The sequence below is a fragment of the Brevibacillus laterosporus LMG 15441 genome, assembly GCF_000219535.2.
GTDB classification, from domain to species: Bacteria; Bacillota; Bacilli; order Brevibacillales; family Brevibacillaceae; genus Brevibacillus_B; species Brevibacillus_B halotolerans.
In genome coordinates, this window is sequence record NZ_CP007806.1 from 1,901,001 (window position 1) to 1,920,423 (window position 19,423).

At 33.9% G+C, this 19,423-nt stretch carries 21 protein-coding genes and 3 pseudogenes; 15 read left to right on the forward strand and 9 right to left on the reverse strand.

Annotation, left to right across the window (positions count from 1 at the left end; genetic code table 11):
- Positions 1-75: 75 nt before the first annotated feature.
- The 3 genes from BRLA_RS08805 to BRLA_RS08815 all read right to left on the reverse strand — a co-directional run bounded on the left by BRLA_RS08805 (position 76) and on the right by BRLA_RS08815 (position 1,874).
- A complete protein-coding gene (locus tag BRLA_RS08805; RefSeq protein ID WP_041752045.1) occupies positions 76-510 on the reverse strand; it encodes a hypothetical protein in 435 nt (144 codons plus the stop codon).
- A gap of 362 nt (positions 511-872) precedes the next feature.
- Positions 873-1,220, reverse strand: a complete 348-nt coding sequence (locus BRLA_RS08810) for a DUF5412 family protein (RefSeq protein WP_158332765.1) — start codon at positions 1,218-1,220, stop codon at positions 873-875.
- Positions 1,221-1,256: 36 nt separating this feature from the next.
- Positions 1,257-1,874: a polymorphic toxin type 44 domain-containing protein gene (locus BRLA_RS08815; protein ID WP_003338424.1), complete on the reverse strand. Its 618-nt coding sequence runs from the start codon at positions 1,872-1,874 to the stop codon at positions 1,257-1,259.
- A 410-nt stretch (positions 1,875-2,284) separates the two neighbouring features.
- On the opposite strand from BRLA_RS08815, the gene BRLA_RS08820 reads away from it, so the two are divergent.
- The 5 genes and pseudogenes from BRLA_RS08820 to BRLA_RS08840 form a co-directional block, all read left to right on the forward strand.
- Positions 2,285-2,485: a hypothetical protein gene (locus BRLA_RS08820; RefSeq protein WP_003338425.1), complete on the forward strand. Its 201-nt coding sequence runs from the start codon at positions 2,285-2,287 to the stop codon at positions 2,483-2,485.
- 8 nt (positions 2,486-2,493) lie between these two features.
- Positions 2,494-2,754, forward strand: a complete 261-nt coding sequence (locus BRLA_RS08825; RefSeq protein ID WP_003338426.1) for a hypothetical protein — start codon at positions 2,494-2,496, stop codon at positions 2,752-2,754.
- Positions 2,755-2,762: 8 nt separating this feature from the next.
- The gene (gene nrdI / locus BRLA_RS08830; RefSeq protein ID WP_003338427.1) at positions 2,763-3,146 is read left to right on the forward strand and encodes a class Ib ribonucleoside-diphosphate reductase assembly flavoprotein NrdI; all 384 of its coding nucleotides are present in this window, start codon (positions 2,763-2,765) and stop codon (positions 3,144-3,146) included.
- Positions 3,118-5,147, forward strand: a pseudogene (locus tag BRLA_RS08835) (ribonucleotide reductase N-terminal alpha domain-containing protein). Before nrdI ends, BRLA_RS08835 begins: the two are co-directional and overlap by 29 nt.
- 13 nt (positions 5,148-5,160) lie before the next feature.
- Positions 5,161-5,751: pseudogene (locus BRLA_RS08840) on the forward strand (ribonucleotide-diphosphate reductase subunit beta); the annotation flags it as partial.
- Positions 5,752-6,051: 300 nt separating this feature from the next.
- Here BRLA_RS08840 and BRLA_RS08845 read toward each other — a convergent pair.
- The gene (locus BRLA_RS08845; protein ID WP_142180024.1) at positions 6,052-6,633 is read right to left on the reverse strand and encodes a hypothetical protein; all 582 of its coding nucleotides are present in this window, start codon (positions 6,631-6,633) and stop codon (positions 6,052-6,054) included.
- Positions 6,634-7,236: 603 nt separating this feature from the next.
- Between BRLA_RS08845 and BRLA_RS22760 the strand changes: the two genes are divergently transcribed.
- From BRLA_RS22760 to BRLA_RS08875, 7 genes and pseudogenes are all read left to right on the forward strand, one after another.
- Positions 7,237-7,482: a hypothetical protein gene (locus BRLA_RS22760; protein ID WP_051876109.1), complete on the forward strand. Its 246-nt coding sequence runs from the start codon at positions 7,237-7,239 to the stop codon at positions 7,480-7,482.
- Positions 7,483-7,550: 68 nt separating this feature from the next.
- A complete protein-coding gene (locus tag BRLA_RS22765; RefSeq protein WP_142180026.1) occupies positions 7,551-7,880 on the forward strand; it encodes a hypothetical protein in 330 nt (109 codons plus the stop codon).
- A 341-nt stretch (positions 7,881-8,221) separates the two neighbouring features.
- Positions 8,222-8,368, forward strand: a complete 147-nt coding sequence (locus BRLA_RS24585) for a hypothetical protein (RefSeq protein ID WP_236867826.1) — start codon at positions 8,222-8,224, stop codon at positions 8,366-8,368.
- Positions 8,369-8,551: 183 nt separating this feature from the next.
- Positions 8,552-8,770 carry a thymidylate synthase gene (locus BRLA_RS24590; RefSeq protein WP_003338439.1) on the forward strand — a complete coding sequence of 73 codons (219 nt, stop codon included), beginning with the start codon at positions 8,552-8,554 and terminating at the stop codon, positions 8,768-8,770.
- A 108-nt stretch (positions 8,771-8,878) separates the two neighbouring features.
- A complete protein-coding gene (locus BRLA_RS24595) occupies positions 8,879-9,127 on the forward strand; it encodes a thymidylate synthase (protein WP_236867828.1) in 249 nt (82 codons plus the stop codon).
- 191 nt (positions 9,128-9,318) lie between these two features.
- Positions 9,319-9,606, forward strand: coding sequence for a hypothetical protein (locus BRLA_RS08870; protein ID WP_003338441.1), 288 nt, complete (start codon positions 9,319-9,321; stop codon positions 9,604-9,606).
- A gap of 580 nt (positions 9,607-10,186) precedes the next feature.
- A pseudogene (locus BRLA_RS08875) lies at positions 10,187-11,383 on the forward strand (IS110 family transposase).
- Between the two features lie 469 nt (positions 11,384-11,852).
- Here BRLA_RS08875 and BRLA_RS08880 read toward each other — a convergent pair.
- The 3 genes from BRLA_RS08880 to BRLA_RS08890 are packed head-to-tail and all read right to left on the reverse strand — an operon-like array spanning position 11,853 to position 14,041.
- Positions 11,853-12,584, reverse strand: a complete 732-nt coding sequence (locus tag BRLA_RS08880; RefSeq protein WP_003338444.1) for a MerR family transcriptional regulator — start codon at positions 12,582-12,584, stop codon at positions 11,853-11,855.
- Positions 12,585-12,593: 9 nt separating this feature from the next.
- Entirely contained in the window at positions 12,594-13,328 is a 735-nt protein-coding gene (locus BRLA_RS08885; RefSeq protein WP_003338445.1) for an ABC transporter permease, read from the reverse strand.
- The gene (locus BRLA_RS08890; RefSeq protein WP_003338446.1) at positions 13,325-14,041 is read right to left on the reverse strand and encodes an ABC transporter ATP-binding protein; all 717 of its coding nucleotides are present in this window, start codon (positions 14,039-14,041) and stop codon (positions 13,325-13,327) included. Before BRLA_RS08890 ends, BRLA_RS08885 begins: the two co-directional genes overlap by 4 nt.
- A gap of 382 nt (positions 14,042-14,423) precedes the next feature.
- Between BRLA_RS08890 and BRLA_RS08900 the strand changes: the two genes are divergently transcribed.
- From BRLA_RS08900 to BRLA_RS08915, 3 genes are all read left to right on the forward strand, one after another.
- Entirely contained in the window at positions 14,424-14,942 is a 519-nt protein-coding gene (locus tag BRLA_RS08900) for a hypothetical protein (RefSeq protein ID WP_003338447.1), read from the forward strand.
- Positions 14,943-16,173: 1,231 nt separating this feature from the next.
- Positions 16,174-16,623 carry a LytTR family DNA-binding domain-containing protein gene (locus BRLA_RS08910; RefSeq protein ID WP_003338449.1) on the forward strand — a complete coding sequence of 150 codons (450 nt, stop codon included), beginning with the start codon at positions 16,174-16,176 and terminating at the stop codon, positions 16,621-16,623.
- Positions 16,623-17,042: a DUF3021 domain-containing protein gene (locus tag BRLA_RS08915; protein ID WP_022583929.1), complete on the forward strand. Its 420-nt coding sequence runs from the start codon at positions 16,623-16,625 to the stop codon at positions 17,040-17,042. Before BRLA_RS08910 ends, BRLA_RS08915 begins: the two co-directional genes overlap by 1 nt.
- Before the next feature lie 199 nt (positions 17,043-17,241).
- On the opposite strand, the gene BRLA_RS08920 is transcribed toward BRLA_RS08915, so the two are convergent.
- Positions 17,242-18,462 (reverse strand): serine hydrolase domain-containing protein, encoded by a 1,221-nt coding sequence (locus BRLA_RS08920; RefSeq protein WP_003338451.1) that lies wholly within the window; start codon positions 18,460-18,462, stop codon positions 17,242-17,244.
- Between the two features lie 51 nt (positions 18,463-18,513).
- Positions 18,514-18,951 carry a MarR family winged helix-turn-helix transcriptional regulator gene (locus tag BRLA_RS08925; RefSeq protein WP_022583927.1) on the reverse strand — a complete coding sequence of 146 codons (438 nt, stop codon included), beginning with the start codon at positions 18,949-18,951 and terminating at the stop codon, positions 18,514-18,516.
- Positions 18,952-19,423: the final 472 nt, after the last annotated feature.

Sequence of the window (19,423 nt, forward strand, 5' to 3'; positions counted from 1 at the left end):
AATAGATAAGAAGAGTTTGTCCGCAGCCTGAGACGATTGTACACTCAATAGTCTAATTACACTAGCGAATTTATTTTAGGGCAAGACAAGCGCACTTAAATATCCATAAGTTATCTGAACTCTCTCTATATTGTTGCTTTTACGCACTCTATTCATTTCGATGTAGTAATTGAAGGTTCCAGAAAAGGTATGATATGGCCAACTTAGATTGATTGGAAAGTAAAAAGTAGAATATGGGAGTAAATTAAAAGGAGGAGCTTGTGAATTAAGAAAACTAGAGTCTCCAATTTTGATTCTTTGCACCCCATCAAAACCATACAGAGCAAAGTACATATTAATAAAGGTGGAATCTCTAGTTCCATAAAGTAGTTCTAATCTTATGTTTAACATTGATTCAAATTTCATTGGTTGACCATATCCTGTCGCTATTGGGGGAAGGTTAAGTGTACGGATTGTAGCACTATTTTGAATATCTAGACCAGAAATTTCATTAAAATAAAGATTAGCCATCAAAGTCACCGTCTTTATAGTTAGTTATCCCATTGTATGTTATGTATAAGAGCAGTATTACTAAATGCAACAAGATTTTTGGGCAGCATCATTTTACTGTTTCAGTAGGAATCAGTGAGAAGCGATTAGGAGTAATCCAATAAAAAGTGAGTTTTATCGGATGATTAAATTAAAATAATGTATTTAATAATACTTAAGGAACTGGTTATCAATAATGGTTCGAAGGCTAGTTTTGGTATTTTAAAGAAGAGAAAACGAAAATATGAGACAATAAAGTATTATGCTCTGTACCAGTAGAACGTTGATGATAACAAAAAAATGCCTCCCTCAGATAAATTGTTCTTGAGGGAGGTTTATTTATCTTAATCCATTGTTCTTTTATCGAACGTATCTTTTCTAACATCAAGCGATCTGCCATTTATTCTTATATGAGTGTCATCTGTCCATACAACATCAGTATTTGCTTCTTTCCAGCTCCAATAAATAAGCTTGTCACCAAAAAAACCAACATTAACATCTACTCTCAGCCCACCTTCATCCCCAAAGCGATAAACCTTTGCAGTATATGTATTTTTCGGAGAAGACACCTCTTTAACTAAATCACCCTTTTGTAGAAATAGTGTAGAATAGAATGCAAAGTATACAATTAGAGATAGAAACACTATTAAAGAAATTAATATTATGAGAAATCTTTTGAGTAGTGTCTTCATAGCGCTCCCCTCCAATTTTTAGATTAGAGTCTAATCTTATTCAAAACGGTCATTTAAATACCAATCAATTCCTCTGCGGATAGCTTTTTGATCAGTTGGATCATCGAAGTATGAGTCAAACCAGCTTAACTTTGCTGTACCAGACAAAACTTGAACCATTCCTGCTGCACTGAGTAGTGTTTTAGTGCCAAAGTGATATCTGCCTACATAGCCGTAGTGAATATTTCCAATGTCCTCACCAGTAAGATAGTAGGTTTCTCCATCAATCTTTACAGTTCTTGTATTATTCCATCCGATTTCTCTTTTTAAATCCCAAGCTCCTTTCGGTCTTACCTGTACAGCAAAGTAGGAAGCTGTTGAAAGCCAAGGATTGATACTAGGGTTAAAGCGGGCTGCTTGTTCAAACGCTTTTTCTTTAGCTTTTAAATCATCAAGGTTTTCATATGCTTTTCTGGCAAGTGGATATTTAGCAGGTTCATCAGGAATAGCTCTAGCAATTATTTCATCATCGTTTGATTCAGACTCTTCAACATTGGATAATTCCTTCAATTCTTCTATAGTTGAAACTGACAACTCAAAATCTGAATCATACTTTAAAATACCGCCCTCAATACCTTCATTTACAGATTTTACAACTTCTTTATAGGAATCCACAAGTTCTTTATCTAAATTTTCAAAGTCAATTTCGGAAATATTTAGGGTTCCATCTTCATTCAGACTAATATCTTCCTTTAGGTTACTTATGATGTGCTTGTGAATAGCCAGTAAATAACATAAAAACAGCTAGTGTAGCGCTTAATAACTTCTTCATCATTTTTCCTCCTATTTGTTTAATTGGATAACTTTTCTAAGTTTACTATTATCTGAACATTACTTCAATCATAAAGATAAATTTATTATTAGGTATTTAAATTAAAATAATGTATTGTAATACTAAATAAGGAGGTGATCAATATTCCAAACATCACATTGAAAACAATGAGTGGAGATGAAGTAGTTTTAGAGTCATCCATAGACTTAATGGAGGGAGACACACTTATACAGAAGATTCCTGAGAATTCTTAATGACAAAAAACGTACATTCTATACAAGATGCTAAAGAATACATAATTTTATTAAGAGAACATTACAAAATAGATATTGATAGAGCGTATGAATCATCAAGCGGAGATTTCACACAAGGTTATGAAAGAAAAGAGCAAAAGAAAGCGCTAAAAAGTCTTCAAAAAGCTTACTTAGAGTTGACTCAAAATACCAAGAACTGAGGTGTGAAATGGAAAGGTATATTCCAATCGTCCAATATGTAAATGCAACCAAAGTGAGTACAGATTTTACACTTTGTGATCAAAGTAGATGTTTCATAGGGAAAACTGGCGATTATATCATTACAGAAAATGGTCAGCAATACGCTTTTCCAAAGCATGTATTTGAAAAATTTTTTAAGAAGTCAACAATAGCTGACAGTCTTCTACAAATTGATCATGAGCAAGCTTATAGAGAAATGTACAATGATATATCATTAGAGAAGGTTTGAATTTAATAATGAAATATCCACTTATAGTCTACGATTCATTAACAGGTAATGTGGGGCGTTTTGCATCACGATTAGAATTCAAGAAAGTGAAAGTGTCACCTGAACTTAAAGTAAATCAACCATTTTTACTAGTGACTTATACCACTGGATTTGGAGAAGTGCTTAGAAGCACGCAAGAATTTTTAAAGCGTAATTATAGTAATTTGCTTGGAGTAGCTTCAAGTGGAAATAAAAATTGGGGACAGTTATTTGGAAGAAGTGCTGATATTATCTCTTTTCAATATAATGTCCCAATATTTTGCGAATTTGAGTTGTCTGGTACATGCAATGATATAGAACGTTTTACTCAGGAGGTCAACAGGATTGTCCAATTTAATTCCAAAGTGGATTGAGCTAAACAATGAAGTAGTCATAAAGAAGAACGATAAATTTCAATTCAGCAAAGACAAAGAGGCAGCAAAGAGCTATTTCGTTGATTATATTAATCAAAACAGAGTTTTCTTTCACGATTTAAAAGAGAAGCTAGATTATTTAATAGAAAACGATTATTACGAAGCAGAATTTCTAGACAAATATACATATGAGCAAATTAAAGAAGTTTTTGATCTGGCATATGAGAAAAAATTCCGCTTTCCATCTTTTATGAGTGCTTTCAAGTTTTATAATGGTTACGCATTAAAAACAAATAATAAACAAAAAATCCTTGAACGCTATGAAGATCGAAATGTCATTGTTGCGCTATTTCCAACGAATGGAAATTTCGAAAAAGCAAAACAGTTTATTAGGTTGCTTATGAATCAAGAGTATCAACCAGCAACTCCAACCTTTCTTAACGCTGGACGCAAATGACGAGGTGAACTCGTGAGTGGTTTCTTACTTGAAGTTAATGATTCACTGAATGACATTTCTAAAGCTATAGAAACTTCAATGCAACTTAGTAAAGTAGGTGGAGGAGTTTCCATTAACTTAAGCAAAATACAGGCAAAAGGAGAAACGATTAAAGGGATTGAAAATGCCACTAAAGGCGTTGTAGGAGTGATGAAACTTTTAGATCATGCTTTTAGATATGCTGATCAAATGGGGCAAAGAGAAGGTAGTGGAGCAGTATATTTAAATGTTTTTCATGCAGATATTAATGATTTTCTTGATACAAAGAAGATTAATGCAGATGAAGATGTTCGAGTAAAAACTTTGTCAATTGGAGTAGTAATGACTTGATAAATTTATTGAGCTTGCACGAGAAGATAAAGCTATGTACACATTTTATCCTCACACAGTCTATAGGGCTTACGGAATCCATTTAGATGAGATGGATATGAACGAAATGTATCAACAATTAGTTGACAATCCGAAAGTTCGGAAAGTCAAAATAAACCCACGTAGATTGTTAGAAAAGATAGCAATCATACGCTATGAATCAGGATACCCATACATAATGTTTGAGGGTAATGTGAATAAGTTTCATGCGTTAAATGGAATTTCAAGAGTTAAATTTAGCAATCTATGTAGTGAAGTACTTGAATCAACAGTTGTTTCTACATATGAGGATTATGGAGAACAGGACAGTATTGGATTAGATGTCTCATGTAATCTCGGCTCTCTAAATATTGCTAATGTAATGGAAAATAAATCAATTAAGGAATCAGTCAAATTAGCAATTGATGCATTAACGACTGTCTCTGAAAAGACTTCGATTACTAACGCTCCAGCGGTTCAAATGAATTTATGAAAGTGAAGAAGCAAGAGACTTTGCTAATACATTCTTCATGATGATGAATTATTACTCCTTAGAAAGATCAATGGAGATCGCAAGGGACACTGGTATAAAATTTTATGGTTTTGATAAATCAACATATGCTACAGGCGAATATTTTGAAATGTATCTAAAAGAAGATCATTCTCCAAAAACTGAAAAGGCTAGGGACCTATTTGATGGAATTTATGTTCCAACAAAAGAGGACTGGGCTAATTTAAAACGGCAAGTTATGGACAATGGGATTACTCATAGTTATCGTCTAGCGATCGCTCCTACAGGTCCAATCTCTTACGTTCAATCAGCTACAGCTTCAGTAATGCCAATTATGGAACGTATTGAAGAACGTACATATGGAGACTCAAAAACATATTATCCGATGCCATATTTATCTCCTGAGAATTGGTTCTACTTTACAGAAGCATATGATATGGATATGTTCAAAGTTGTAGATATGATTGCAACTATTCAAAAACACATTGATCAAGGAATATCTTTTACCCTCTTTCTAAGGGATACAATGACAACGAGAGATTTAACTAAAATAGACTTATATGCCCATCACAAAGGGATAAAGACACTTTATTATGCACGAACAAAAGACACTACTAGAGAGAACTGTTTATCATGTCAGGTTTAAAGGGGTTATGTATTTGAGTAAAGTTTACGATGCTGCTAATTGGTCATTACATGAAGACAATTTTACGCAATTATTTTATGAACAAAATGTTCGTCAATTTTGGCTCCCAGAAGAAATTAGTTTAAATGGGGATTTACTAACGTGGAAAACTCTTAGTAGAGAAGAACAAGACACTTATAAAAAAGTATTAGGTGGACTAACCTTGCTTGATACAGAACAAGGAAATGTTGGCATGCCCATGATCGCTCAAAACGTAAAAGGACATCAAAGAAAAGCTGTTCTTAATTTTATGGCTATGATGGAAAATGCAGTTCATGCCAAGTCTTATTCTAATATTTTTCTAACCCTAGCATCAATGGAAGAAATAAATGATGTTTTTAAATGGGTTAAAGAAAATAAATATTTACAATACAAAACACAAATTATCGTATCATTTTACAACAATATTAAGCCTGATGATATTGTGTCCCTTTACAAAGCAATGGTTGCTTCGGTGTACTTAGAAAGATTTTTGTTCTACAGCGGATTTTACTATCCACTATATTTTTATGGTCAAGGTAAGCTAATGCAAAGTGGTGAAATAATTAGCCTTATAATTAGGGATTAATTTGAGTACTCCTTTAAAGTAATTTAGAGGTAATAAACCCCTTTAATTCAGGGAAACCCTAACGTCAAGCCGAGGGCAATCCTGAGCGAAGTTCATTATACGAATAGATAATGGTAGATGATTGCAAAGGGTATTTACATGATTATTATCGGGGACAAAAGTTATATAGGTAAAGATTCAAGAATACATAAGAAAACAAGATGTAGAGAGCATAGTTGGCAACTGAAAAGAGGAATTCATCACAATTTAAAAATGCAAAAAGCTTTTAATGAAAATAAAAATATTGAATATAATGAATTAGAAATATTTGAGGATATTGATGATAATGCTCTCTGTCAACGTGAAATCTATTATATTAACAAGTATGGGACGTCGACTTACCGAAATAATTAAGAAGATAATTGCTCCTAAAATTCCTAGTACTTGCATAGCAAGATTAAAGCCAAGAAAAGAAGAAAAGACAAACAATATAACAGCGAATTCCCATAACAATTTGAGTAAACTCTTAAAACCCATATGCTTTTTCTTTATTTTTGTTCCTAAATGTGCTATAGCTGCTTCACCAATATATTCTCCAATATATCCAATAACGTTATCAACTTTTCTATATAGTAACTTGTTTTGACCAAGATCATTGATAGGTATTGCGATTTGTATTTCAGGATTAGATATTTTGTTTTGATTTAGTTGAGATTGATTTGGCTCTCCCACAAAAAACCAAATCACAGGTTTAAATCCTGATAGAAGAGATGATTCAAAGCTTGATACAGGAGTTAGGTGTATTAGATTTTCATGTTGAATAACATTAGAAGATGTATACCTTACTATACTTTTACCTTCCAATTCTTTTAATTGGGCATCAGATGGCTTTACTTGCAAATTTCAACTTGGTAGTTTATCTATATTGTTCAATACAACAATGATTTTAATTGGAGGCTGCAAATATGAATGAACAAATTGATAGTCAAGGAACTAATTAAGGGGCGTTATAATCTAAGGTATTGCAGCTACACAGAGATGAGGTCGCAAGGCAACTATACTGATGTATTCCAAGACGGATGTGAATGCGGTGAGTCTCAAGTCCTCTATGAAATTGGTTGCTTACTGGGTATAGACTTGGAAGAACCTGAAGAACAAGACTTCGATTACTAATGGAAGGATAATGAAACTTACTAATGAGATCAAACATATTTATCCCTAAGAAGATTAAAGTTGGATTTCAAAACAGAGACAATACATATACAAAAAAGTTAGCATATGTGATTTATTACGACCAAAAAGACTAAGCTTAGAAAAGAAACCTCGTGGAATAGTTGGAGAGATAAGAACATTCAAGATGTTGACTTTATTAATGAGCCAATTTCAGGTTTTGTTCTAAATAAAAAAGTAGGAGATTATGTTTCGGACTGGAATCATAGACAGGCATATGTAAGAGTATATGACCCTAGAGATTTCGAATTTGAAATAACCGTTGAGAACTTATTGTACATCTTAGAAAATACAAACTCAATTAAAGGTAAAGGATTAGAAGGAGACTTTATTTATGGTTGGGATGGTAAAGAATTGGTTCTAATTCCTACAAGTTCTCCTGACTATGTTGAGATATCGCAGTTTAACAAGATTCTTCATAAAAAGAATTATGTGAAAGTAAAAGATTTGATTATTGGGTTACTAAATATGAAAGTGTTGTTGGAACAAATTGGTGGGACAGTTCTTATGTTGCAGTAGACGTAAATAAAGGGAAGTATTACTTCTTTGCTAAGAAATCAATGTGTAGTTATAACAATGAAAAATATTTGAGTTTGCTAACACTAAGATCATTAGGTGATAAATTCATTGCTACAGTTTCGCCAGATTGTGTTGAAAATTACGCTGATTTGTTTGAACAGCTAGAGTGTAACACTAAATACTCTCCATATGATAAATCTAAAGATGAATATATTCCCTATAACTATGAGAGATTTGAAGCCAAGGTCAATTCAAACAGGTGGAGATCATCTTTCTATACAAGTAATAATGATAATAGTTTGATTGATGTGGCTAGGGATTATCGAGAACCTGATTCTGGATTATTTAAAGTAATTGAAAAAGATAAAACAAAAAGATGGAGTAGTGATTCAGTTTGAAGGTACACTTGAGCAAATTTACAATCGCTACACACCAAAGTACAAAAACAAATACTTAGCCAATAGAAAACTATATCAAAAAGGAGAATGAAAATGGGGAACAGTAACGATCAAAAAATTATGCAACTTAGGAAGAAAATTGAAGCAAAGAAAAGATTGGGAGGACTATAAAGTTCACTCCAATTACAAACTGTTCAATTGAATTAGACGGAGTAAAATATAATCTTCAAGTCTTAACAAAAGAACAAATTATCGCTTTGATGGTCAAATTAAATGCATATACGATTTCAGCTAAAGAGTTGGGTTTGTTGAACGATTATATTATAAGTGGATTTAATGTGATGGATTGGATTAAAGATTTAAAATCAAAACTTGATATTGTTAGAAGAAAAGAGGAAGAGCATAAACTCAAAGTGATGGAAACAAAACTTCATCAACTTCTGTCAAATGAGAAGAAGGTGGAGCTTGAAAAATTGAATCAATGCTAATCAATAATGTAAAATAAATCATTAACTAGGAGGGTACATAAGCACAGTAATTATTAGTAGCTTAAGGAGAGATTACGATTCAAGCAGACAAGCAATATTTAAAATTGGTAAAAGATATTTTAGAAAACGGATACTAACAACAATCGAACAGGAATCCCTACAAAAAAGCTATTTGGTAAGCTATTGAGTTATGATTTGCAAAAGGAATTTCCGATTTTAACAACTAAATTTGTTGCCTTTAAAACAGCGGTTAAGGAATTGCTATGGATTTACAAGCATCAAAGCAATGATGTGAAGCTGTTGCAGAAAATGGGTGTCCATGTTTGGGATGAATGGGCTTGGAAAGATGGAACGATTGGGAGCATACGGTTATCAAATTGCGAAACACAATCAGATAGATAACCTGATCGATGGCTAAAAAATGATCCACAAGGACGCAGACATATTATTAGCTTATGGGACATGAATGATTTAGAAGAAATGGCTTTGTAGCCATGTGCTTTCCATACCATGTGGGATGTATCAGACGTCTATTTAAATTGCACACTCGTACAACGCAGCGGTGATATAGGATTAGGCATCCCCTTTAATACTACCCAATATGCCGTACTTATTCATATGATTGCTCAGGTTACTGGTTTAAAAGCAGGAAAGTTTCATCATTACATTAACAATGCACATATCTACGAAAATCATTTCGATGGATTGCGTACCCAATTAACTAGAGAGGTGTACCTTGCCCCAAGCTTTCTGGATTAATCCTAAAATCACTAATTTTCACCATTTTACACCTAATGATGTGAAATTAATTGACTATAAACATCATCCAAAAATTGAATGGAAGTAGCGGTATAAATATTATGAATCAACAATTGTAAAAGTAACCCATTATATGGTATTTTTTGTACAAGGAGTGCACATCCTAATATATTAGTTTTGGGGGTAATACAATGAGGGAAAAATTTTTACTGTCTATGGCATCTGCTTTGTCAATCTTAGCTATTTCTTCTGCTGTTAGTGCAAGTGAGGTAGAACGCAGTAACACTAAAGAAAGTGTAGTTGTTAAATCTTGCCGTACTGTTATTTACAACGAGAAATACGGTTTAAATGAAGATGTTAAGATATACATTACTAGAACGATTGAAGGACAGGAAGTTAAATTTAAACTAAAAGAGTTTGGTACTAGAAAAGGTGAGAACTTCCAGTGGGCTAAATATGAAGGTACTTTGTGTAACTAATTAGTCTTAATAGTTTGAATAGTCGACTCAGTTAAAGGTCGGCTATTCAATCTTAAAATATTGGACTCTCACTAATATTAGGAATGGCAAAGTTAACCATGTATGTTGACAAAATGATTGGTAGTTACCACCCTAACTGGACAAAATATTTAGAAATGGGCACGATATTTCCTGTAATTATTGTCTTAGTTATAGGAATTGTATTGCTTATTGATTAAACAAAAATGAACATTATGAATTAAGGGCAATGGGCTATGATTTGCCTTGAAATGTCTTTTAGATCCAATTAGAATAGACACTCCCCACAGTTTCCACACTCAAGGGAGGTCTATTTTTGTATTATAAGGTCAACTGGTTCAAACTGGTTGACCTTTTTTATTCTCTTGGCTGTATTATTGCAGTAGCTAGGAAGAACAAGAGGTCTATTGGGACATTGAAATCGTAACAAGAAACTGTTCGCCTGCTATTGCGGTCACCATGTTTGAGCTGGTTGAGACAATGATCTCGTATAACGTGCAAAGCTGTGGAATCGTCAATGGTAGTAGGTGTACCTGGCAAAATTTCTGAAAGGCGGTTACAAATCAATCCTGTTATTGGTATAGACTTTTCTAAGGGAGGAAGTCAAGCGATAGCCTTTATCTCCAAAGGAAAACCCTACGGAAAAACCATCAACTTTTATCACACAAAAGATGGGCTTGAGGAATTTCATCGTTTTTTAGAGCAAATTGAAACGAACCATGGAACTCGACCTGATGTAATTTTAGAGGCAACTGGACACTATCATTTGCCTATTACTGATTTTTTAGAAGAACACCAGTACGTAGTTATTGTTTTAAACCCTCTTATTTCTCAACGATCCAGATCATCATCTTTGAGAAAAGTAAAGACAGACGCTTATCATTTGGCAGAATTATACTACAAGGAAGACTTTGAACCACTAAGAAAGCGAAGTGTGCATATAACCAATTTGAGGCAGGTAACACGAATAAATGAAGCGATTAACGACATGTATGTCCAAACAAAATTGAATCTTCAAGCAATTGTTGACCAAGTCTTCCCGTTGTTTGTTGGTGTATTCCATGATATGTACTGCTACACGTCACTTAAGCTATTACAAGAATTTTCAATACCTAAAAGTGTAATCAGTGCTGAGGTTGACTGCATAGCAGAGAAAATTCTAACACTAACTTCACGCTTTAAATCTCTTTCATGGGCTAAAGAGAAAGTAGAAAAATTGATGGCCGCAGCACAGAACTGCCCTACAAAAAACGTTTATGAGGGCCACCTTTTCTCTTTGCATACACTCATTTAACTCATTCTCCAGTACCAAGAGCATCGGACCATCTAGACAAACAAATTCATACTATTGCAAAAGAAATATTAGAATATGATCTTCTTCGCTCAACTCCAGGAATCGGTGATAAGCTTGCGGCAACAATCTTATCTGAGATCGGAGACATTGTACGATTCGATAACGCTAAAAAGTTAGTTGCATTCGCTGGTATTGATCCTAGCGTATTTGAATCTGGCAAATTCACAGAAACTAGAAATCGGATTACTAAGCGAGGATCGAAACTGCTACGAAGATCTCTTTTTATCGCCATACAGTGTGGAATACGAGGTAAGCAAAAAACCAACGAATTCGTGAATATTACGACAAGAAGCGTCAAGAAGGTAAAGCACATAAAACAGCAGCTATCGCTTGCATAATAAGCTTTTACACATCATCTTCGTTATTCTAACTAAAGGAGAAAGGTACCGACAAGAAATAGCATAATAAAAACGCTAAAAAATCCCAATAAACCATCGAAAAAGGAGGGCTTATTAAGTATACCTTTTTTCACTAATCAAAAGAATATTCAGCAGATAGAAAAAATAGGAATTATATAGTGCAGCTTTAAAATAAAGTTTGATAATTTATAAAAATGATTGATAACTTATATTAAAGTTTGATTAAAATCTTGTATTAATTTAAACAGGATTTTTCTTTTTATGTTCTTCTCGATTTTGCAAAATTCCAGTATGTTACTCCATTAAAGGGCCAGATTGTAGAACAACATGGGTTAAAAATGATCAAACTCTTTATTTATAAATGCCAAACCTAAATCCGATAGAGAATAATTCATTTTAATTAATCTTTTTTAATGGATTCTTTTTATTTATCGTAAAATAGGGATTTGTGGATGTTTTTAGATCGAACATTATTTCAAAGCTACAAATATGCTAAAAACCACTTTCCGTTACCGTTACTGGAAAGTGGTTTTTTCATGAAACAAAGCTAATGTATCTTTTGCACCTGCTATGGCATCTAATAATGATTTACCTAATTGATCCGTTACTGACACGATATCTTCTTCATCTGTTGGTGTATTTAAAATCGCGAAAATATCAGGGCTTGGTTGTTGGATTTGTTTGAGTAAACGTAAAATGGCATTAATTGAGTAATGGGCACTTCTTAAACTACGAATAACTCGTAGCTGCTCAAGTTCTCTTTCACCATATGCTCGGTAACCATTGTCCAGTCTCGGTACGGTAATGAGTCCGTTACGTTCCCAATTTCGTACAGCTTCAGATGTAATATCTAGAAGCAGTGCCACTTCCGTTCGAGAATAAGTGCGTGTACTAACAGTAGGATCTTCTCTCAACCATTTCTCAACAACTTTTGTAGCAGACAAGGCATGAACATATTCGCGTTCTAAATTGGTGAGATAGTCTATTGTTAGTTCTTCAGCCTTCGCAAAATTTTCTTGTCCGCAAGTATATACAATTGCACGAGCTCTTTTCCGAATATCTCCTTGTACAATTTCACACCGAAAGAGCGTCCGTGCGACCATTAACTGAAATAAATGGATGTCTGAATAAATACGATAGCCATTTGCTTGTCTTGGTACAGGGGAGATAAAGCACCATTCCTCATAAATGCGCACAGTGTTTGGGTGTACCCCAACAAGTGTTGCGATTTCTTTTGTTTTGTACACCCGACACACCTACTTCCATTTAAAGAATTTAATCGATCCACATAATCCAATTACAATGCATAGAGCTAAAATCACGATATGGAATAGACCATCTGTTAGTGGCTCCCCTGTACTTGCCTGCTTTAATAAGTGAATACCATGAGAAAGTGGCAAAATATCCATCACCCATTGGAAGAATCGAGGCATGGCTTCATACGGAATCGTTGCTCCTGAAAACAGTAACATCGTGAAGTAAGCAACAGAGCTCCAAACATTTGCTGACTTTTGGTCAGGTACTAAGCTTCCAATGAAAATCCCGATACTATACATCGCTATAATGACAAAAGTGTATGTCAGAAGGAATAACCCCCAGGAGCCCTTTAGTTCATAATCAAATAATAAATGATAAACAAGTGTGACACCAATAAATGATACAAGTGCTGAAGAAAGCTGAATCAGTCCTTGGGCAAATAGAATTTGGAGAGGTGACACAGGTGTCACTTGGAATCGCTTTAAAATCCCACGGTGACGGTAATCTGCAATGGTCAGTGGTACACCCATAACTCCTGTTGCTAGTACACCAATCGTAATTACAGATGCGTACGATAGTTCAAAGTGGGAAGCACCAGCTAATCCGTCCTTACTCAGAAAATAACCAAATAGGGTGGCTAATATAATAGGGAAGCAGATCCCAAAAATGAGAATATCAATGCCCTTCCAAACGAGCTTGCCCTCAATTTTTAAAAAGGTTAGAAATGTAATCATACCCAGTCCTCCTCGCCTGCAAAATATAGGTACGCGTCTTCTAGTGTGGCTTTCTCACTTGCACGGATTGCTTCTTGGATCGTGCCATATAAGACAGTTTTGCCTTCTTTTAAAATTAAAATTTTATCACATAACGCCTCAACCTCGTCCATGTAGTGTGATGTTAGGACAATTGCCAGACCTTTTTCTTTCATCGTTAAAAGCTGTTTCCAAAGCATACGTCGAGCCTTTGTATCTAATCCTGTTGTGAGCTCATCTAGGAAAACAAGCTTAGGAATTGAAATTAATGCCAGCAGCACCGCTAAGCGTTGACGTTCACCCCCTGAAAGAGATTTCACAAGTTGAGTTTCCTTCCCAACTAGACCAAATGTTTGCAAGAGTAGAGGCACATCAGCAGTTTGTTTATAAAGCGACTCCCACTGCTCGCATGCCTCACGCACCGTTAATCCATCTTGGAAATTTGTTTCTTGAAACTGTACACCCACCTCTTGATAGACTTCCTTGCGATGGAGAATTGGTGACTTTCCGAGCATTGTGAGCTCTTCGTAATTACTCTTTTCAATACCAAGCACTGCTGCAATAGTAGAGGATTTCCCTGCACCGTTTGCCCCAAGTAAGCCAATTACCTCCCCAGGCTTGATGCTAAAACTAATGTTGTGGACAGCTTCTTTAGTACCGTATGTGACCGATAAGTTTTTGACGGTTAAGATCATATTTGTTCCCTCCTATATAAGACTTAGTAAGCTACTATATCAAAGAGTGGTGGGGGTGGTGTCTTATTGGAGGCTTTTATAAATGTGGATTTTGAATAAAGTATGATAATTATTTGTTCCAGGACGATCTTCAGCAATCGGGCGCGATTGTGGAACAACACAGGTAGAAAATGATCAAACTTTTTTATAAAACCGAAACCTAAATATGCCAGAAAAGAATCTATTTTGATCAATCTTGATATGCTCCCCCTTAGGTAGACAGATAAAAAATAAAATCTGTTTATCTAAGTAAGATTTTGGTGAAAAAAGAAAGGGTATTTAAAGACGTGGAACGAAATAACAATAAAAATAGGGTGTTTTGACCAGAGAAAGGGGAAATTTTATGTTAGAGCTAATACAAGTTGTGACTTATTCCAACGATAAAAAGAAAATTCTTGAAAAAGAACCTCTTCCCAAAATAGGTTTTAATAGTGTAATGGAAGTAGCTAAATATCTTTATTTAGAAGAGGAGCTTGATTTAAAACATTGCATAGATGAACATCTGGTTTCAGAAGATTGGTTTGAGCATGGCGATGATTTTTTTAATGAAACTGGTTATAAATATACGAAACATTATTATTTCATTAATAACTTCCAAGAAATAAAGGATATTAGTTTGAAAGCAGCAATGGAAATAGTAGATGCATTATATTTGATAGAAGAACACACCCGCAAAATAAAAAATGAGGTTTATGACGTTGAAAAGAGATTTGCAGATGATACGTATTTAGATAATATCAAATATTTAATCGATATTATTAAAATTAAGAAGAATGTTCTTTTGCGATATGGCTATTCCAAAACGAAAACAGCTGAAATGATGAAGGGTTTATATTATAACACGAATAATTTCGGGAGATAAGCAATGACATTGATATTTTAACTATTATCAAAGGCTAAAGAGCAAAGGGTATTTACTATTCAAGAGGGCATGATATTTCCTGTAATGATTGTTTTAGTTATAGGAATTGCTTGCTTATTCATTAAACAAAAATAAATATCAAAATGAAAGGCAATGAGTTATTATGCACCTTGGAATTTGTCAATTAGATACAATAGATTGTCTCCCAAAGGGCGACTCAAACGTTAGAAATGAGAATGATCTCCGTAGTCTGTAAGATTAAAGGAGGTCATTTTTTTAGGCAAGCATCTGTAAATATTATCAATTCTCATATTTGTATTACTAGTTGAAAGGTACAATTAATAGATCAAAACTCTACCTCCTTAGAGGGTTAAAAGGAGAACGATTGTGATGAAAAAATGTAATACTTCATTTGTATTATCTTTACTAGCAAATATAGGATTTATACTATTTATAATCGCAGACTTTTCCTTTAGTTTCGGAAAGGTTTACTGGTTACAGTGGGGATTACTTTTAAATTTTTTGATAATGATTTACTTTATTTCTCTTATGTTTACTTTTTATGAATATGTAAAGGGGGTATGTAATAACTCCTTTATTGGTGGTCTTACTCTGAATATTTTAGGATTTATTCTATACTTGATGTATACGAGTAGTTTATAGGGATTAAATAATCTGGATGGACAAACTCTCATTATTGTTAACAAGAACTATACATACCGCATAAGATCACAGGCTAACACTACTGAGGAGGAGAAGATGCCTTTATTTAGATAGGAAAAATTCTTACATAATAAATATATAGCCAGTATCTGCATCATATGTAGGTTCCTCACTGTAATCCTCGCTTGTATATCAAATCCCTTCTTACCCTTACCCTAGCTGGAGTTTTTTGCATTCCAATATCCTCTAACCTTGATTTCCTTCATTTACATTTCCTGAGTAGACTTAAATACTACAAGAGAATTCTATATCATGTCGAATAAACTTCCTTGTAGGAAAAACCTTACATCTTCAGGGAATATATATGCAAATATAAATATTATCCTTCGATACATCTAGTTCTATCAAAAACGAACATTACATGATCAGTAAGGGACAGCGAGCCTTCCAAACGATTCATTCATCATCTCTTTTTTGCTACTCATTTGTCATATGGAACCACTTATATAAGAAAATTAAATATGAAAAGTTTTCATGTTATATTTGATTTATGGAGTGGAGGGTGCATATGCAAATCAAATTAATCATCGATGAGAATGTAAAGGAAACAGAAATCCATATTCATACAAATGCGTATACAAATGAAATTGAACAAATTATTAGGTATTTTGAGTCTTCTAACACAGAAGTAATTGATGGTTATTTACAACAGCAAATCTATATGTTGAAAATTACAGATATTTACTTTATTTATTCAGAAGGGACAAAGGTTTATTTTTCAACAGATGAGGATGAATATGAATCAAAGCGCAAATTATATGAGCTGGAAGATTTGTTAAAAAAGAACTTTGTCCGTGTCAATAAATCAACGCTCGTAAATGTGTCTAAGATTTTCTCTATGAAGATGGAGAAATTAGGTATGATGCAGCTTGTGATGGACAATGGATCAACAGCTCATGTTAGTCGTATGTATTTAAAGATACTGAAGAAGCGGCTAGGAATTGGGAGGGATACGTAATGAAAAAAATAATCCAATCTTCATTAATAGGGGCCCTTATTGGGTTAAGCACTTCTTATATCATTATGACAATTGTTTTATTACAAAATCCAACCAGAGTAATGAATGGGCAAGAGCTTTTGGTGGAGTTTCTTTTGGCTGTATTTCTAGGAGTGGGTTGTGGTCTTATCACGCTTATTTTTTACTCTGATCGTTGGCCATTTGTGGTAAATCTATCGATACATTATGTTGTGGTCTTACTACTTGTACTTATTTGTGGTGCAATTGGAGAGTGGTATGAAAATCCAACTGAGAATCCAGTCAGGTTTCTTATGTTTATTGTGATTCAATTCATTATTTATATTCTTGTCTGGGTGGGGGTATATTGGATGGATTCAAAAGAAATAAAAAAAATTAACGATCAGTTAAAGAGGAAATAATCCCAAATCATATCGTAATAAAAAGAATGCAGAAAAAGAAATTATTCGATGCCTTTAGTTGAAAACCTTAATTATAGATTTGCAGCTAAAAAATCAAATGAATGATGAAAAGTCAGCCATAGAATTTCTAAGGGCTGACTTTTCTTTTCGAGAAGATGGGTCTCTTAGGTAAAGTTACAGCTCTTCCTAAAAATTTTCCTTAAGACGTTATCAGGTGTTTGTTAAGTGGTACTTCTATACCTTCGTCAATAAAGACCATATCGTGGAAATTGATAAAACTCATTGTATTTCTAATCCAATAGAGATTAGGTTCAATTTTAAACAAATGGGTGGCAGGTTGATCATCAAAAGTGATAATAAGATGATCAACAATACGGCTGACAGTAAAGCATGTTTGATAGTCATCAGTGAGCTGATACGTACCTTCTATGCCATCTGTCGTGTTTATGCCCATGATAGTAGGGTGTTTTGGTGCTATAGGTTTTTCTTTGTTTTGAGGAAAGGTTAAAAATGATAATATTTGTTGTTCATACATAGGGCTTATCTCTTCATTTGTTAAAAGAATGATTAGTTTTTCATTTGGTAAAGAATATAAGCAGTGGGCGGAGTATCCGATCTCCCCACCAGAGTGACCAAAAGAGTCGTCTTGAATTACGAATCCGTAGCCATAATTGTTAGATAAAGAGGAAGGAGTTAAAGCACTTTTTACCAATTCAGGGGATACCAGTTTTCCTTGAATAAATCCCTTTAAAAACTGAGCAATTTCCTTTGCTGTAGAGTAAATGCCACCATCACCATAGAAGCCCTCATGTTTATGCAAGATAGGATCGTCTGTTACAGCAATATATTCCCGATTAGTATAATCGAAAAGCCTTCCGACAGCAATTTGTTCAGCGCTTGGTTTCGTAGTTGTATGTGTAAGATGAAGAGGGGCTACAATCATCTTATGTAGACAATCTTCATATGAAAGTTTGCTTACATCCTCAATGATTTTTGCTAATAATACATAGTTTGTATTGGAATAAAACGATCCGCAGCCCGCAGGGAAGTATGGCTCTTTAGTATGTAAGATTTCTTCAATGACTGTTACTGAAGGGTTACCTATATATTCTGGGATGCCTGATGTATGTGTTAATAATTGTTCAATAGTTACATTTTTATAGGTAATCGTGTTAAACCATTTCGTCAGTTTATCTTCAAGATTAATAGCTTTTGTTTCTATTAATTGCAATATCATTACGGCGGTATACATTTTACTTAAAGAAGCAATATCGAACAGTGTATGTTCCGTAATAGAGATGTAATTATCTAAATCTTTATAACCTAATGTAAGGCTAAGGCTTTCGTTATTTCTTGTCTCTATATAAAGAGAACCGTTAAATTGTAATTTTTGTAACGTAGGATAAATAGTATTGTACATATTTTAGTCTCCTTATTATATTAGTTATCTAACATATTTGGCGTAAGGAAATCACAAGAACTCTTTCATGGCGATTTCCTGTAATTTTTTTGTAATTCGTTCCAATTCATTAAGCTCTGAAATCGTCAATTTAGAAAATAAACGATCAGCCACAGCTCGTTCTACATACTCCTGCTTGTGGAAATATTCCCAACCTTTTTTATCTAATGTAATAAATATTTCACGACGATTATCTGGATTAATAGTACGATGGATTAACTGATTTTTCTCCATTTTGGAGATAAGCTGACTTACTGCACTAGAGCTAACGTTCATTTCTAAAGCAATTTCACCTACAGATATTTTTTTAGCATAATAGACAATATCTAACAGCACAGCTTGTTGTGTTGTGATAGAACTAGCCAGATGTTTTTTGTAATATTTGTAAATCAATCGATTGATTGCATAATCGGCTTCATTAATTTGTTTTACTTGCGTGTACAAATCCAAACAGATCATCCTTTAATATGTTAGTTAACTAATATATTAGTGGATGATTTAAAAAAAGTCAATTTTCTGTAATTGTAAAATAGAAAAAAGAAATCTCTTTTAATGAAGGATAAGGGCAAGTAATTGGGAGTAGAAGTCACATTTGGTAAGAAAGAGCCAGCAGCCTTTCTATGACCTGGTGATGTATCCATTTATGTCTACAAACATGGTTCCTTACATTGATAAAAAATATAACTGTACCTTATTACATTATCGTTACACAATGGAATCCTGATTCAACAAATTCTCTGTTTCTACTAACAACCTGCCTATACCTAAACTTTATAGATTCAATAGCTGACAAACCCAAAAAAGGGCTTATTCTATTATCAAAAGTAGGTATACATCCAAACCCAATTATTAGGGTCAGCATATCTTTAAAGGGTAAGACATAAAGGAGGTATGTAAAATGAGGCGTCGTAAGCGAGAATGT

Excerpts from the sequence above, each read along its gene's own strand:
- BRLA_RS08805 (WP_041752045.1), bottom strand. The coding sequence starts at position 510 with ATGGCTAATCTTTATTTTAATGAAATTTCTGGTCTAGATATTCAAAAT.
- BRLA_RS08810 (WP_158332765.1), bottom strand. The coding sequence starts at position 1,220 with ATGAAGACACTACTCAAAAGATTTCTCATAATATTAATTTCTTTAATA.
- BRLA_RS08820 (WP_003338425.1), top strand. The coding sequence starts at position 2,285 with ATGACAAAAAACGTACATTCTATACAAGATGCTAAAGAATACATAATT.
- BRLA_RS08825 (WP_003338426.1), top strand. The coding sequence starts at position 2,494 with ATGGAAAGGTATATTCCAATCGTCCAATATGTAAATGCAACCAAAGTG.
- nrdI (WP_003338427.1), top strand. The coding sequence starts at position 2,763 with ATGAAATATCCACTTATAGTCTACGATTCATTAACAGGTAATGTGGGG.
- BRLA_RS24585 (WP_236867826.1), top strand. The coding sequence starts at position 8,222 with ATGGATTGGATTAAAGATTTAAAATCAAAACTTGATATTGTTAGAAGA.
- BRLA_RS24595 (WP_236867828.1), top strand. The coding sequence starts at position 8,879 with ATGTGGGATGTATCAGACGTCTATTTAAATTGCACACTCGTACAACGC.
- BRLA_RS08870 (WP_003338441.1), top strand. The coding sequence starts at position 9,319 with ATGAGGGAAAAATTTTTACTGTCTATGGCATCTGCTTTGTCAATCTTA.
- BRLA_RS08885 (WP_003338445.1), bottom strand. The coding sequence starts at position 13,328 with ATGATTACATTTCTAACCTTTTTAAAAATTGAGGGCAAGCTCGTTTGG.
- BRLA_RS08890 (WP_003338446.1), bottom strand. The coding sequence starts at position 14,041 with ATGATCTTAACCGTCAAAAACTTATCGGTCACATACGGTACTAAAGAA.
- BRLA_RS08900 (WP_003338447.1), top strand. The coding sequence starts at position 14,424 with ATGTTAGAGCTAATACAAGTTGTGACTTATTCCAACGATAAAAAGAAA.
- BRLA_RS08910 (WP_003338449.1), top strand. The coding sequence starts at position 16,174 with ATGCAAATCAAATTAATCATCGATGAGAATGTAAAGGAAACAGAAATC.
- BRLA_RS08915 (WP_022583929.1), top strand. The coding sequence starts at position 16,623 with ATGAAAAAAATAATCCAATCTTCATTAATAGGGGCCCTTATTGGGTTA.
- BRLA_RS08920 (WP_003338451.1), bottom strand. The coding sequence starts at position 18,462 with ATGTACAATACTATTTATCCTACGTTACAAAAATTACAATTTAACGGT.